The following is a 14302-nucleotide window of genomic DNA, read 5'->3' on the forward strand; positions in this document are numbered from 1 at the left end:
CAGTCGGGTGGATGGTTGAGACACTGACTGAACGTACACATAACGGCCGTCGGCACGGCGGGCTTCCTCGTGGCCGCCGAGGAGCACCTGCGCGCACATCATCCCGAGATCTGGACGGATGCCGCCACCCGAGCCCACTTCAACGGCCCGATGTTCACCGGATACGACTCGGACGCCGCGATGGCCCGCATTGCGAGCATGAACATGCTGCTGCACGGGGTCGAGAACCCGACGATCGAGCGTGCGGACTCGCTGTCGGAAGGGCACCCGGGGCTCGACGAGTACACGCTCGTGCTCGCCAATCCGCCGTTCGCCGGGTCGCTCGACGACGAGACGGTCTCGAAGGACCTGCAGAAGGTCGTGAAGACACGCAAGACCGAGCTGCTCTTCGTGGTGCTCATGATCCGGATGCTGCGCAATGGCGGCCGCGCCGCGGTCATCGTTCCGGAGGGCGTGCTGTTCGGCTCGTCGAACGCCCACAAGGCCGTGCGGAAGCTGCTGGTCGACGACCACAAGCTGGACGCCGTCATCAAGCTCCCCTCGGGAACCTTCAAGCCGTACACGGGTGTGTCGACGGCGATCCTGCTGTTCACGAAGACGTCGTCCGGCGGCACCGACAACGTGTGGTTCTACGACGTGCGTGCCGACGGCATGACGCTCGACGACAAGCGCACGCCGATCGAGGCGAACGACCTCCCCGACGTGCTCGCTCGCTGGCGGAATCGGGATGCCGAGACCAGCCGTGCGCGGACCGACCAGAGCTTCTTCGTGCCGAAGCAGGAGATCGTCGACAACGGCTACGACTTGAGCCTCAACCGCTACAAGGAGATCGAGGTTGAAGAGGTCGAGCACCGGTCGCCCCTGGAGATCCTCGACGAACTCGACGCGCTCGAGGTCGAGATCCAGGACGGCCTGAAGCGGTTGCGGGAGTTGCTCGCGTGAGGTGGGAGACCGTCCCCTTTGCCCAGGCCTTCACCGACGTCACGGCCAAGAGCCCACGAATTAAGCAAAGCGAGTTCGCTACGGCGGGGCGATTCCCCGTCCACGATCAAGGTGAACGAGATATCGCCGGGTTCTGGGACGATGCATCCGCTGCTACCAGAGTCGACCGCCCGGTCATCCTCTTCGGCGATCAGCCTTCCCCGTCCGTGTGCCCTCCTCGGAGCACACAGCGGACTTCCTCGGGAAGCTCGACAGCCTCCACAGCACGCGCGATCGGGCACTTGCAGGTTCTGCACAGCTCGACTCCCTCTTCGCGTCCCTCCAGCACCGCGCCTTCCGCGGCGAACTGTGAGCCGGGCGGCCGCCCCCGAAGCGACGGCCGCCCACCGTCTCAGTAGCCCACAGCGGCGAGCCCGTGCTGGATCTCGGCGTCGGTGAAGCCCTCGTACGCGAGCTGGTCGTACAGGCCCTCCCTCGAGAACGACGTGAACTCGAGGTAGCTCGCCGCCTTCTCGGCCGCCTCCGCGTTCCAGTCGGCTCCGGCGTTGTCGGCGCCGAACGTCGCGTCCTCGGTCGAGAATCCCTCGTACTCGAGCTGGTCGATCAGGCCGACGCGCGAGAAGCCCGAGAAGTCGAGATAGGACTGCGCCTTGCGAATCGCGTTCTGCTGCGCGAGCGTGTACACCGGCGCAGGCGCCTCGGCGGTGACGAAGACCTCGGTGCCGGCATCCGCCTTGCGCCCCTCGCTCAGGGTCTGCGTGACCACCACCCAGTCCTCGCCGGTTCCCGCCGGCGTGGCCAGCACGAAGCCTGCGGCCTCGAGGGCGGCGCGCGCCTCGGCCACGGTGGCCCCCACCAGTCCGGGCACCTGGCTGCGGTCATCCACGGGCGCCGGCTTCTCCGCCGGCGCGACGTCTGCCTCCTCGACGACCGTCGGTCTGTCGGCGGAGGAGTCGCTCGACGCGCTCCCCCCGTTGACCGCGTTGATGAGGACGCCCATCAGCACGAGCACACCGAGGGCGATGAGCGCCCACTGCCACCACTTCAGCGAGGGCAGACCGCGCCCGCGATCCGCCGCGACGCCGCCCCCGGCGGCGACCACCCCGGCAACGGGAGACGCCGACTCACCGGTGCCTCCGGTGGCCGCCGCCCCCGCGTCGGGCACCGCGGTGTGCTCGGTCCACTGCGTACCGTCCCAGTAGCGCCGCACGGTGGCGTCACCCGGATCGGGATACCATCCCCGCGGCGGCAGCTGCGGTGAGGCGTTGACGTTGATGTTCTCGGACATGACGAACCTTCTGGTCGTTCGAGGCGCATACCCCCAGGTGTGCGCCACCGGCCGACGGCCAGTAGATCAGGACACACCGGACCTCCGACATCGCACCGGCTCGCGGCATCCGTTCCCGCTGAAGCCGTCTCGATCAGATCCGCATGGCGATCTGATCGCGGCGTCGGGTCGGCGACGTGGTGGCCGGCCGCCACCTGACCTCGGCGTCCCACCAGTAGGGCCCCTTCACGTGTGGCACCCCGTCGAACATCGCCACCTTCCAGCCGCCGGTGTCGATGGTGCGATGGTGGAACCAGCACAGCAGCACCCCGTTGTCGGTGTGCGTCGGCCCACCCCGCGAATGCTCCTCGACGTGATGCAGCTCGCACCACTGCGGCGGCACATGGCACCCGGGGATGACGCATCCGCCGTCACGAAGGGTGATCGCACGGCGCTGGTGGTGGTTGAACACGCGATCCAGCGTCTGCAGCGACACGATCCTGCCGTCCTTGCCCATCACCACCCGCTGCACCGCGCCCGCGCACGCGATGTGCCGCGCCGCGGCGAGCGAGATCGGCTCGTCGTCGCCGGGAAGATGCGCATACCCGCGGCCGGACTCGAGGTCTTCTGCACGCACCGACACCACCAGCGTCGGCGCTGCTCCCCCGAGCGTGGGCAGCTGACCGGACGCAGCCGCGACCGACACCAGCACCGCCAGTGCATCGTGCTGCTTCTGCGCGTGGGAGCGCGGGTCGGCCGCCGCCGCGGACGGCGCGTCGGAGCCCCCACCGTCTTCGGTCTCTGCCTCGGTGAAGCACGGCCCGGACGCTGCCCGCGCGCCGTCGACCCGAGGATTGAGCACGCTGTCGAACGCCAGTCGAAGCTGCGCGGCGACCTCCGGCAGCAGGCCCCCGCGCACCGGGACCAGCCCGTCACGATCGCGCCGCCCGAGGGTGAAGCCCCGCCGGCGCAGCGCCCGCGTCTCTGCAGGCTCGGCGCCGTCGGGGTCGAGGAACGCCGCCCACACCTGGGCGAGGGCACGCAGCTCGTCCGCAGTCGCGGGAGCGCCGGACGCCTCGCCCTCACCCCGCGCCGCCGCTGCCAGCTCTTCATCCGCGGCCAGCAGCTCGCTGCGCCCCACGCCACGACGGAACGCCGCGGCGACAGCGACCACCCCGTCCACTCCGACCTGCCCGGCCGCGAGGGCCTGGCGCATCGCGGGAAAGGCGGGCGGCAGAAGCTCGCCGGACGACGGCGCGGTGCTGCGCTGGACGGCACCCGACGCGACGGCGAGGTCGGCGGCGCTGCGCCCAGACATGCGGGTCGCCCGCTGCACGAGCTCGCCGAGGTTGCGGCAGCCGTACCGCGTCGTCGCGCGGTCGGCATGGGCCCGCACCTCATCGCGCTCACGCAACTGCGCCACGGCCTCGACCATGACCGCTTCGATGCCACGCTGCACACGCCCGGCGGCTGCGAGCGCCGACAGCACCTCGGCGTCATCGCACGCCCGGAGCCCGTCGTCGGCGAACGCCCCAGCGACCACTCCGGCGAGCGCTTCGCCGAGATCGGCGAGGGCTGCGGCGAAGTTCGTCATACCCCCATTGTGCCGAGGACCTCCGACATCCAAAGTCCCAGATCAAAGCAGAGTTCCCCACCTGTGGAGAACTCAGCTGCGAGCGCTCGTCGCCCACGCTGTGGAGAAGGCTCGACGCATCCGGGGGCAGCACCGCGACGGCCACCCGGCGACACCCCGCCCCCACAGATCCGAGCCGTGTCGCCCCGCTTCGCTAGCATGGCGCGAGGGCAGGGGCCGCTCCTGCCGCCGGGAGCCGTTCGTGGGGAACTTCGACTTCGTCCGGGATCGCTGGCCGAAAGTCTGGGAGGCCGCGTCCCGCGCCGAGGCGTACCTGCGCAGCGACCCGCGGGCGTCCGCGACCTACGCGAGACGCGCGGGCGAGATGTTCACCGAGTGGATCTACGTCGCTGAGAACCTGCGGCGCCCGTACGACGACTCCTTCGCCAACCTCACGGCGCAGCAGCCGAGATCGCTCGGGCGCTGGCGCACCAGCGGAGCATCCCCGCGGTCGCGGCCCACGCGGCGCTCCTGGACGCAGTCTCGGACCCGGCATGGTGGGATGACGCCGACGTGCCGTCGCTCGAGCGCGTCCGCGTGGCGCTGCGCGGCCTGGTGCGCCTCACCGGGCGCGAGGGCCAGGCGATCGTGTACACCGACTTCGAGGACACGCTCGACGGTGTGCGCGACGTGGCGCTCGCGCGCGTGGTGCCGGGGCTCGACCGGCGGGCGTTCCGCGAGAGGCTGTTCGGGTTCCTCGACGGGCGGTCCGACGTGGCGCTGCACAAGCTGCGCACCGGTCGCCCGCTGACCCAGGTCGACCTCGATCAGCTGCAGGAGGCGCTCACGTCGGCCGGCGGGGTCGACGCCGCGCAGCTGCACGCAGAGGCCGCGGGCGCCGGCGGACTCGGGCGCCTGGTGCGCTCGATCGTCGGCATGGAACGCTCCGCCGTGGAGGAAGCCCTCGCCGACTTCGTCTCGGCGCCCGGATTCACCCACCGCCAGCACGCGTTCGTCGATCTCGTCGTGCAGCAGCTCACCCTTGCGGGCTACCTCGACCCGCGACGGCTCTACGAGGACCCCTTCGATGGCGTCGCCCCCGAGGGACCTGACGCGATCTTCAGCGACGCGCAGGTGACCGACCTGATCGCCCGCATCCGCCGCGTCGACGACAGCGCCGACCCGGTCGCCGGTTCGGTCAGCGCCTGAGCCGAACCCGTCAGAGCCGCTCGACGATGGTGGCGTTGGCCATGCCGCCGCCTTCGCACATCGTCTGCAGGCCGTAGCGACCGCCCGTGGCCTCGAGGTACGCGACGAGCGTCCCGAGCAGCCGTGTGCCCGACGCGCCGACGGCGTGCCCGAGCGCGATGGCGCCGCCCCACGGGTTGAGCTTCGCAGGGTCCGCCGCGAGCTCGTGCTGCCACGCGAGCGGCACCGACGCGAACGCCTCGTTGACCTCGTACGCGTCGAGGTCGTCGATCGACAGTCCGCTGCGCTCGAGGATGCGCCGGGTCGCGGGGATCGGGCCGGTGAGCATGAGCATCGGGTCGTCGCCGACGACCGCGAACGCGTGGAACCGGGCGCGCGGTGTGAGCCCGAGCTCCCGCGCCTTCTCCTCGCTCATGATGAGGACAGCGGATGCCGCGTCCGTGAGGGGCGACGAGCTGCCTGCCGTGATGCGCCAGTCGAGGTCGGGGAAGCGCGTGGCGAGCTCCTCCGTGCGGAAGGCCGGACCTAGACCCGCGAGTCCGGCCGCCGTCGTGCCGGAGCGCACCGTCTCGTCGAACGCCACCGCGTCTTCCCCGCCGGCCAGCACGGGCAGCACCTGCGAATCGAAGGCACCGCGGGACCAGGCATCCGCCGCCCGTCGATGCGATTCTGCGGCGTACGCGTCGAGCTGCTCTCGCTCGAGGCCCCAGCGCTGGGCGATCAGCTCGGCCGACACGCCCTGGTTGACCAGGCCGTCGGGGTAGCGACGGGCGATCCCGTCGGGGAGGCTGCCCCCGGTGCGCGACGACCCGAGCGGGACCCGGCTCATCGACTCGACGCCGGCGGCGATCACGACGTCGTAGGCGCCGGCGATCACGCCCTGCGCGGCGAAGTGCGCGGCCTGCTGACTCGAGCCGCACTGCCGGTCGATGGTCGCCGCGGGCACCGTCTCGTCGAACCCCGCGGCGAGCACCGCCTGCCGGGCGACGTTCATCGACTGGTCGCCGATCTGGCTCACGCACCCCATCAGCACGTCGTCGATCTGCTCGGAGGCGAGGCCGTTGCGCTCGAGCAGCGAGCGCAGCACCCCCGCGGCGAGGTCGACCGGGTGCACGGCGCTCAGCGCTCCGCCCGGCTTGCCCCGCCCGGACGGGGTGCGGACGACGTCCACGATGACGGCGTGTGGCATGGAATCCTCCTCCTTCGAGCCTATTGCGCCCACCGAGCCGGCGCGTCGCGGCTTCGGCTGTCACGACACGCCGCGTCGGCGGGCTGGATGGCGCCATTCGTGCCACGTGAAGCCACCGGCCCGGGTGAGGGCGACGCGTGCTTGTCGGCTCTCGACAAGGATTGACGCATCCGCGCATGGTTCACGACAGAATCGGCGCGATGAACCATCCTGGCCGTCGACGCCACTCGCGCGAGCCGTCGCCGTCGCGACCGCTGTCGGCGGGCACCGCCCTCGCCGTGGGGCTGGTGCTCCTGCTCTCGGGCTGCGCCACGCAGCCGCTGAGCAGCGGCGACGCACGTGCCCGGGATGCGGCCGAGGACATCGCCGCCGAGATCGGCTCGCACTCCGCCAACGCACCAGAGATCACGCTGTCGGAGATGGTCGCGTGGTGGGTGCCCGAGACCCCCGTGCCCGTGGAGTCGGGCTCGGCGATGGTGGAGCCGCTGTCGTGGTCGGGCGAGTCGGCGGGGAGCCAGGCGACCATCGACATCCGCGTCGCCGTCGAGGTGGAAGGGTCGACCTCGACGCAGATCTTCGGGGAGTCGTGGGGTCCGGGCTCGGCGACGCGGTGCTTCCGCTTAGAATGGGTGCAGTACGAGGAGGCGCGGCGATCCGAGATCACGTGCCCGGTCGCCGCGGCACCCCCTCGCCCGACCCCCGCTCCGCGGCCGCAGCTCACGTCTGTCGATCGCGACCACGTCGCCGGGATCGTCGCGGCCGCCGGCACGGTGGAGGCCGCCGACCGCGCCCTCCGCGCCGCCTACCCCCAGGAGTTCATGCGGATCGAAACGACCGCCGCCGGCGGCGGCATCGTCGCTGCGGTCGGCATCCCGGCCGAGCGGGACTGCGTGCTGGTGTTCCGCGACGCCTCGGGCGAGGTCAGCTTCCCCGAGTTCCGCCGCATCTCTTTGGAACCCGGCGAGGTCGGCTGCTCGACGACGCTCTACACCCACCCTCCGTTCTGAGGCGGTTCCCGCGGCCGGGCCCGGCGCGTCGCGGCTTCGGCTGTCACGACACGCCGCGCCGGCGGGCTCGATGGCGCCATTCGTGCCACCTGAAGCGCGGGGGCGCGCGCGAAGACCGGGGGGCGCGCGAAGACCAGGGGCGCGCGCGAAGACCGGGGCGCGCGCGAAGACCAGGGGCGCGCGCGAAAGCGTCAGCCCCGCGCGTCGGGGGTCGCGTACGTGGAGCGCTGCTCGATGACGGCGAGGGTGCAGCGCGAGATGCACACGAGCCTGCCGGCGTCGTCGACGATGCGGATCTCCCAGACGTGCGCCCGGCGGCCGACGCTGATCGGCGCCGCCGTGGCCGTCACCCAGCCACCCGAGACCGGACGCAGGTGGTTGGCGTTGATCTCCATGCCGACGACGTGGAACCGCTCGCGGTCGACCGCGAGATACCCGGCCCACGAGGCGAGCGTCTCGGCGAGAGCGACGGATGCCCCGCCGTGCAGCACGCCCGCCGGCTGGACGGTGCGGTGGTCCACCGGCATCCGTCCCACCAGCGCGTCCTCCCGGAGCTCGACGATCTCGATGCCCAGGTGCTCGATGAGCGTCCCCGGCGCCATCGCGGCGAGGTCGATGCCCTCGAGGTCGTGCCACAGGCTCACCCCGCGGACTCCTCCGCGCGCTCCGCGGCCTCGAGGGTGGCGGCATCCGGAACATAGCCTTCGATGTGCCGCTCGTCGGGACCGTTGTACTCCGACAGCGGGCGGATGAGGGCGTTCGAGGCGAGCTGCTCCATGATGTGCGCCGTCCAGCCCGTGACCCGCGCCGCCACGAAGAGCGGAGTGAAGGTGAGCGTGTCGAAGCCGATCAGGTTGTACGCCGGACCCGACGGGTAGTCGAGGTTGGGGTAGATGCCCTTGCGCTCGACGAACTGCGACTCCAGCGCGTCGTAGAGCGCCGCGACCTCGGGGCGGTCGTAGTGCTCGACGAGGGTGTCGAGCGCCGCCTTCATCGTCGGCACGCGCGAGTCGCCGCGCTTGTAGACACGGTGGCCGAAGCCCATGATCTTGCGCTTCTCGGCGAGCGCCTGGTCGAGCCAGGGCCCCACGTTCTCGGCCGAGCCGATCTCGTCGAAGATGTGCAGCACGGCTTCGTTCGCGCCGCCGTGAAGGGGGCCCTTGAGCGCCCCGATCGCCGCCACGACGGCCGAGTACAGGTCGCTGAGCGTGGAGGTCACGACGCGCGCGGTGAACGTCGAGGCGTTGAAGGAGTGCTCGGCGTAGAGGATCATCGAGCGGTTGAACGCATCGACCACGACCTCGTCGGCCTCCTCGCCGAAGGTCATCCACAGGAAGTTGGCGGCGTAGTCGAGGTCGTCGCGCGGCGCGATCGGCTGCTGGCCGCGACGACGGCGCTGCCCGTACGCCACGATGGCCGGCAGCACGGCGAAGAGGCGGATGCTGCGGGCCAGGTTCTCCTCGACGCTTCCGCTGACGTCCAGCACCGAGCCGGTGCCCGCGAGGTCGCGCGCACCGATGAGGCTCACCGCGGTGCGCACCTCGTCCATCGGGTGCGCGTCGATCGGCACGAGGTCGATCGCCGCCCGCACGTCGGCGGGGAGCGCGCGGTACGCGCGCTCGGTGGCGCGCAGCTGCGCGAGCTGCACATCGGTCGGCAGCTCACCGTGCCACAGCAGGTATGCGACGGCCTCGAACGGCTGGGTGGCGGCGAGCTCCTGCACCGGATACCCCCGGTACAGCAGCGAGTTCGTCTCGGGGTTCACCTTCGAGACGGCCGTGTAGTCCACGACCACGCCGGCGAGCCCCTTCTTGATGTCGGGTTCGGTCATGACTGCTCCTTCGGGTCGTGACTCAGCGCGCGATCTGGAAGTTGAAGACGTCCTGATCGAAGTGGTTGTACTGCTCGTAGTCGATGAGGTCGTACAGGTCGGCGCGGTGCTGCATCTCGCCGAGCTTGGAGGTGAGGTGCCCCTCGCCTGAGAGCGTATCGAGAGCGCGGGATGCCGCGCCCATCGCGATCCGCAGCAGCGAGACCGGCCAGATCACGATGTTGACGCCGACGCTCTGCAGCTGGTCGACGCTGAAGAGCTCGGACTTGCCGAACTCCGTCATGTTGGCGAGGATCGGCACGTCCACGGCGGCACGGATCGCGGCGAACTCGTCGAGCGTGCGCATGGCCTCCGGGAAGATCGCGTCGGCGCCGGCGTCGACGAGGGCCTTCGCCCGGTCGGTCGCGGCATCCAGTCCCTCCACCGCGCGGATGTCGGTGCGCGCCATGAGGAGGAAGTTCGGATCGCGGCGCGCGTCGGCCGCCGCGCGGATGCGCTTGACGGCGGTGTCCTCGTCGACCACCGCCTTGCCGTCGAGGTGGCCGCAGCGCTTGGGGTTGACCTGGTCCTCGATGTGGGTGCCGGCAAGGCCCGCGTCCTCGAGCGTCTGGATCGTGCGCGCGACGTTCATCGGCTCGCCGAAGCCGGTGTCGGCGTCGATGATCGCCGGCAGGTCGGTCATGCGGGCGATCTGCTGGCCCCGGCCGGCCACCTCGGTGAGCGTCGTCAGCCCGATGTCGGGGAGGCCGAGGTCGGCACTGAGCACCGCACCGGAGATGTACACGCCCTCGAAGCCCTTGCGCTGGATGAGCCGGGCCGAGAGAGGATTGAACGCACCGGGGAACCGCAGCAGCTCACCCGAGGCGAGCCGCTCGCGCAGCAGCCGCCGCTTCTCGTGCGCCGGCACGGTGGAGTACAGCATCAGCGGGCGTCCTCTCTTGTTGCAGAACTCCACGGACTCGAGTCGGATCGGCGCCTGAGCCGCTCGATGAGGGCCCTGCGTCGGGTGATCCGTGGAGTTCTGCAGACCGGCATCAGAACAGCCCCTTCGGCGCGGGCGCGGCGGCGAGGACGCCGAAGTCGGCGACGATCGTCAGCTGCTGCACCTCTTCGGGCGTCAGCTCGGGCAGGCGCTCGGCGAGCCCGAGGAAGCGCTCGATCTCGCCGGCCGACAGCACCGGCTCGGCGAGCAGCCGGAACTTGCGGACGTAATCCTCACGCGCGAACGGCCGCGCACCGAGCGGGTGCGCGTCGGCGACGGCGATCTCGTCGACGATGATCTCGCCGTTCGTCAGGCGGATCTCGACGCGGCCGCCGAACGCCTTCTCGTCCGGGTCGTCGGAGTGGTAGCGGCGCGTCCACTCCGCGTCTTCGGCGGTGGTGATCTTGTGCCACAGCGCGACGGTGTCCTCGCGGCCGGCGCGCTCGGGCGTGTACGAGTCGACGTGGTGCCAGCCGCCGTCCTGCAGGGCGACGGCGAAGATGTACGGGATCGAGTGGTCGAGCGTCTCGCGCGAGGCCGCCGGGTCGTACTTCTGCGGGTCGTTGGCGCCCGAGCCGATGACGTAGTGGGTGTGGTGCGAGGTGTGCAGCACGATCGACTCGACGTTCGCCGGGTCGGCGAGCTGCGGGTGCTCGCCGTGCAGCTTGCGGGCCAGGTCGATCCAGGCCTGCGCCTGGTACTCGGCCGAGTGCTCCTTCGTGTACGAGTCGAGGATGCCGCGCTTGGGCTCGCCCGCACCGGGCAGCGGCACCTCGTACGCGGCATCCGGGCCGTCCAGCATCCACGCGACGACGCCGTCCTCGCCCTCGTAGATCGGGCTCGGCGACGTCTCGCCGCGCATCGCCCGATCGACGGCCTCGACCGCCATCTTCCCGGCGAAGGCCGGCGCGTGCGCCTTCCACGTCGAGATCTCGCCCTTGCGCGACTGGCGCGTCGCGGTCGTGGTGTGGAGGGCCTGGCCGACCGCCTGGTAGATCGTCTCGACCGGAAGGCCGAGGAGCGTGCCGATCCCGGCTGCCGCCGACGGACCGAGGTGCGCGACGTGGTCGATCTTGTGCTTGTGCAGGCAGATCGCGCGCACCAGGTCGATCTGGATCTCGTACCCGGTCGCCAGACCCCGCACCAGCGCCCGGCCGTCGGCGCCCACGTGCTGTGCCACCGCCAGGATGGGCGGGATGTTGTCGCCGGGGTGCGAGTAGTCCGCGGCGAGGAACGTGTCGTGGTAGTCCAGCTCACGCACCGCGACACCGTTCGCCCACGCCGCCCACTCCGGGCTGGTCCGGCGGTCGAGCGCACAGCCGAACACCGTCGCGCCCGAGCCTCCGACCGACACCGCGTGGTCGAGGGCCTGCTGGCGGGCCGCGCTCACGGGCGCACGGGTGAGGGATGCCGCAGCCACCGCCGCGTTGTCGATGACGCGGTTGATGATCATGTCGACGACGTCGGCGTCGACCTCGACGGGGTCGGCCGCGACCTCGGCGATGTGCCAGGCCAGCTGACCCTCGCGGGGAAGGTGCTCGTCGCTGCGGTGGACGCGGAGGTGGTGCATCACGGTCATGGTCGTCCTTACTGCTTCAGGGGGTCTGCTTCAGGGAGTCGAGGATGTTGGTGAGGGCGTTGTGCAGGTGCACGTGCGTGGCGTGCGCGGCGAGATCGGCATCTCCCGCCGCGATCGCCGCGGCGATGAGCCGGTGCTCGGACACGGATGCCGCCAGCCGGCCCGGATTGTCGCGCGCCAGTCGCCGCACCCGCACGAGGTGCGTGCGCACGGTGCGCAGCGCCGCGGTGAGGTAGTCGTTGGCGACCGCGGCGTCCAGGGCCAGGTCGAAGCGCGCGATGAGCCCGTAGTAGGCGTCGGTGCCGTCGCCGCCGGCGAGGTCGACGCCCGCGAAGTCGCGGGCGAGGTCGGCGAAGCTGCCGGCGTCGCCGCGCTGGGCGGCAAGACGGGCGGCGGATTCCTCGAGCGCGCGGCGCACCTCGAAGATCTCGCGGATGTCGCCCGCGTCGATCGCGGTCACGACGGTGACGCGGGGAGACTGCTGCGCGACGAGCCCGTCGGCGGCGAGGCGTCCGAGCGCCTCACGCAGCGGCGTGCGGCTCACCCCGAGGCGGGCGGCCTGCTCGACCTCGCCGAGCACGGCGCCGGGTCGCAGCCGACCGGACTGGATCTCGTCGAGGAGCGTCGCGTAGGCGCGGTCACTGGCCCGCATGCGCACCACCTCCTCGTCCGGCATCCCGGCCAGTGTATACAAAGAGCGGCCTGAGGCGCATCCTGGGTCGAGCTCTGGGGTCGGTGAGTATACAAACGGACACCCCCCCACAGGAGAGGGATGCCGCGGCACATGGCCGCGGCATCCCTCCGCATCGGTTCGGGTCAGCCCTTCAGCCCCGAACGGGACACCCCCTCGATGATGAAGCGCTGCAGGAACACGAACAGCACCAGCACCGGGACCGACGCGATCACGGCGCCGGCCATGAGCAGGTCGTAGCGCACCGCGTTGGCCGACTGCAGCGTGCTGAGTCCGGCAGGCAGTGTCTGCACGTCGGCGCTGAAGAGCACGTACACCGGCCACAGGAAGTCGTTCCAGTTGGTGAGGAACGCCAGCAGCGCCAATGTCGCCAGCGCCGGACGCGACAACGGCAGGATGATCCGCCAGAAGATGTCCAGGCGGTTCGCCCCGTCCAGGAGCGCCGCCTCCTCGAGCTCCGCCGGGAGGCTGAGGAAGAACTGTCGCATGAAGAAGACGCCGAAAGCGCCCGCCGCCGTCGGGATGATGATCGCCGTCAGGGTGTTCAGCCAGCCCAGCTCGCCCACGATGAGATAGTTCGGAATGATGAGGATCACCGGCGGGATCAGCAGGGTCGCGATGATCACGCCGAACACCACGCCGCGGCCGCGGAACGCCATGCGGGCCAGCGGGTACGCCGCGAGCGACGCCGTCACCACCACGAGCAGCGCATGCAGCGTCGCGGCGATGAGGCTGTTGGCGAACCACAGCAGCACGGGCGTCCCGCTGGAGGGGGCCAGGATCGATTCGTACGCCTGGGTGCTGAACGGCTGGGGCAGCCACGTCGGCGGGATCTTGGTCGCTCCGGCCCGCGTCGTGAACGACGTCGAGATCATGAAGAGGATCGGGCTGATGTAGATGAACGCCAGCACCACCAGCAGCACGTACCGGACCGGCTGCACCCAGCGGCGAGTGCGGCGATGGGCCGTCTCGGCGCCGCCGGGCTGCACGATCGCCGACGTCGACGCCTCGGTCGTCACCGGAGTGGTCATCGCACCTTCCCCCTTCTGCGCGGCGCGTCCGACTTCTCGCGGAGCACCCGGAACACGATGAGGCTCGCCAGCAGCAGGAACAGTGTGAGGATGTAGCTCATCGCCGCGGCATCCCCCATCTGGAAGTTGCGCAGGCCCGTCTCGGCGATCTGGTAGATCGCCGTCCGCGTCTCGCGGCCCGGCGCGCCCAGCGTGATGATGTACGACTGCCCGAACATGTTCGCCGACGCGATCAGCGTGTTGATCGTCACGAAGGTGAGGATCGGCCGGAGCCCGGGGAGGGTGACTGCGGTGAACCGCTGCCACGCATTGGCGCCGTCCACGGCGGCCGCCTCGTACAGTTCGGCGGGGATGTCCTGAAGCGCGGCGAGGTAGATCACGGCGTTGAACCCGAGCGTCCACCACACCGTGACCCCGACCAGTGCGAACCAGGCGGCGGGCAGCGACGTCGTCCACGCGACGTCATCGGGCAGCCCCAGCACTCCCATGTAGTAGTTCACGAGCCCGATGTTGCTGTCGAGCAGGTACCGCCACAGGAGTCCGACCACCGCGACGCCCAGCACGTAGGGCGCGAAGTAGACGGCGCGGAAGAAGTTGCGTCCGGGGAACCGCTGGTTCATCAGCAGCGCGACCAGCAGCGGCAGCACCAGCAGCAGCGGGACGCTGAACAGCGTGAAGATCGCCGTCGCACGCATCGAGGTCCAGAACGGCTCGGAGCTCACCGAGTTCGGATCGAACAGGTCGGTGTAGTTCTCGAGGCCGACGAACGGCTTGTTCGGGAGGGTGTAGTCCCACTCGTGGAGGCTGATCCACAGACCGAACACGGCCGGGGCGACCACGAAGACGACGAACAGCAGCAGGTAGGGGGTGAGGAAGAGCCAGGGCGTGAGTGCCCCCTGCCTGGTCGGCGCGCCGCGTCGGCGCGGGCGGTCGGCGGGGCCCGCGGCCCCGCCGGGCGCCCTCTCGGTCGAGAGGACGCCCGAACGGATGTCGCTGGTCAT

13 protein-coding genes are annotated in these 14302 nt (G+C 70.8%); 3 read left to right on the top strand and 10 right to left on the bottom strand.

The window, feature by feature from the left end:
• Positions 1-39 precede the first annotated feature (39 nt).
• The gene (locus IR212_RS15295; RefSeq protein WP_228479580.1) at positions 40-942 is read left to right on the top strand and encodes an HsdM family class I SAM-dependent methyltransferase; all 903 of its coding nucleotides are present in this window, start codon (positions 40-42) and stop codon (positions 940-942) included.
• 391 nt (positions 943-1333) lie between these two features.
• On the opposite strand, the gene IR212_RS15300 is transcribed toward IR212_RS15295, so the two are convergent.
• On the bottom strand, positions 1334-2230 hold the full coding sequence (locus IR212_RS15300; protein ID WP_194396709.1) for an Ltp family lipoprotein: 897 nt from the start codon (positions 2228-2230) through the stop codon (positions 1334-1336).
• A 133-nt stretch (positions 2231-2363) separates the two neighbouring features.
• Positions 2364-3803 (bottom strand): HNH endonuclease signature motif containing protein, encoded by a 1440-nt coding sequence (locus tag IR212_RS15305; protein WP_194396710.1) that lies wholly within the window; start codon positions 3801-3803, stop codon positions 2364-2366.
• A 552-nt stretch (positions 3804-4355) separates the two neighbouring features.
• Here IR212_RS15305 and IR212_RS15310 point away from each other — a divergent pair.
• Positions 4356-4991 carry a type I restriction-modification enzyme R subunit C-terminal domain-containing protein gene (locus tag IR212_RS15310; RefSeq protein ID WP_194396711.1) on the top strand — a complete coding sequence of 212 codons (636 nt, stop codon included), beginning with the start codon at positions 4356-4358 and terminating at the stop codon, positions 4989-4991.
• 10 nt (positions 4992-5001) lie between these two features.
• On the opposite strand, the gene IR212_RS15315 is transcribed toward IR212_RS15310, so the two are convergent.
• Positions 5002-6180: a thiolase family protein gene (locus tag IR212_RS15315; protein WP_194396712.1), complete on the bottom strand. Its 1179-nt coding sequence runs from the start codon at positions 6178-6180 to the stop codon at positions 5002-5004.
• Positions 6181-6380: 200 nt separating this feature from the next.
• On the opposite strand from IR212_RS15315, the gene IR212_RS15320 reads away from it, so the two are divergent.
• Entirely contained in the window at positions 6381-7187 is an 807-nt protein-coding gene (locus IR212_RS15320; RefSeq protein WP_194396713.1) for a hypothetical protein, read from the top strand.
• A 191-nt stretch (positions 7188-7378) separates the two neighbouring features.
• Here IR212_RS15320 and IR212_RS15325 read toward each other — a convergent pair whose 3' ends face one another.
• From IR212_RS15325 to IR212_RS15355, 7 genes are all read right to left on the bottom strand, one after another.
• Complete coding sequence (locus IR212_RS15325; RefSeq protein WP_194396714.1) at positions 7379-7831, bottom strand: hotdog fold thioesterase; 453 nt, start codon at positions 7829-7831, stop codon at positions 7379-7381.
• Positions 7828-9018, bottom strand: a complete 1191-nt coding sequence (locus tag IR212_RS15330; RefSeq protein ID WP_194396715.1) for a bifunctional 2-methylcitrate synthase/citrate synthase — start codon at positions 9016-9018, stop codon at positions 7828-7830. The genes IR212_RS15325 and IR212_RS15330 overlap by 4 nt, the downstream gene beginning before the upstream one ends.
• Before the next feature lie 22 nt (positions 9019-9040).
• Positions 9041-9940, bottom strand: a complete 900-nt coding sequence (gene prpB, locus IR212_RS15335; protein WP_194396716.1) for a methylisocitrate lyase — start codon at positions 9938-9940, stop codon at positions 9041-9043.
• 112 nt (positions 9941-10052) lie between these two features.
• Positions 10053-11579, bottom strand: coding sequence for an MmgE/PrpD family protein (locus IR212_RS15340; RefSeq protein WP_194396717.1), 1527 nt, complete (start codon positions 11577-11579; stop codon positions 10053-10055).
• 16 nt (positions 11580-11595) lie between these two features.
• Positions 11596-12231 carry a GntR family transcriptional regulator gene (locus IR212_RS15345; RefSeq protein ID WP_194398719.1) on the bottom strand — a complete coding sequence of 212 codons (636 nt, stop codon included), beginning with the start codon at positions 12229-12231 and terminating at the stop codon, positions 11596-11598.
• 164 nt (positions 12232-12395) lie between these two features.
• Positions 12396-13301, bottom strand: coding sequence for a carbohydrate ABC transporter permease (locus IR212_RS15350; protein ID WP_194396718.1), 906 nt, complete (start codon positions 13299-13301; stop codon positions 12396-12398).
• Positions 13298-14302, bottom strand: coding sequence for a carbohydrate ABC transporter permease (locus IR212_RS15355; protein ID WP_194396719.1), 1005 nt, complete (start codon positions 14300-14302; stop codon positions 13298-13300). The genes IR212_RS15350 and IR212_RS15355 overlap by 4 nt, the downstream gene beginning before the upstream one ends.

The organism is Microbacterium atlanticum, assembly GCF_015277815.1.
GTDB classification, from domain to species: domain Bacteria; phylum Actinomycetota; class Actinomycetes; order Actinomycetales; family Microbacteriaceae; genus Microbacterium; species Microbacterium atlanticum.

Bases quoted from the DNA above. Each gene is read 5' to 3' on its own strand.
- IR212_RS15300 (WP_194396709.1), bottom strand. From the start codon at position 2,230: ATGTCCGAGAACATCAACGTCAACGCCTCACCGCAGCTGCCGCCGCGG.
- IR212_RS15305 (WP_194396710.1), bottom strand. From the start codon at position 3,803: ATGACGAACTTCGCCGCAGCCCTCGCCGATCTCGGCGAAGCGCTCGCC.
- IR212_RS15315 (WP_194396712.1), bottom strand. From the start codon at position 6,180: ATGCCACACGCCGTCATCGTGGACGTCGTCCGCACCCCGTCCGGGCGG.
- IR212_RS15320 (WP_194396713.1), top strand. From the start codon at position 6,381: ATGAACCATCCTGGCCGTCGACGCCACTCGCGCGAGCCGTCGCCGTCG.
- IR212_RS15330 (WP_194396715.1), bottom strand. From the start codon at position 9,018: ATGACCGAACCCGACATCAAGAAGGGGCTCGCCGGCGTGGTCGTGGAC.
- prpB (WP_194396716.1), bottom strand. From the start codon at position 9,940: ATGCTGTACTCCACCGTGCCGGCGCACGAGAAGCGGCGGCTGCTGCGC.
- IR212_RS15340 (WP_194396717.1), bottom strand. From the start codon at position 11,579: ATGACCGTGATGCACCACCTCCGCGTCCACCGCAGCGACGAGCACCTT.
- IR212_RS15345 (WP_194398719.1), bottom strand. From the start codon at position 12,231: ATGCGGGCCAGTGACCGCGCCTACGCGACGCTCCTCGACGAGATCCAG.
- IR212_RS15350 (WP_194396718.1), bottom strand. From the start codon at position 13,301: ATGACCACTCCGGTGACGACCGAGGCGTCGACGTCGGCGATCGTGCAG.
- IR212_RS15355 (WP_194396719.1), bottom strand. From the start codon at position 14,302: ATGACCAGCGACATCCGTTCGGGCGTCCTCTCGACCGAGAGGGCGCCC.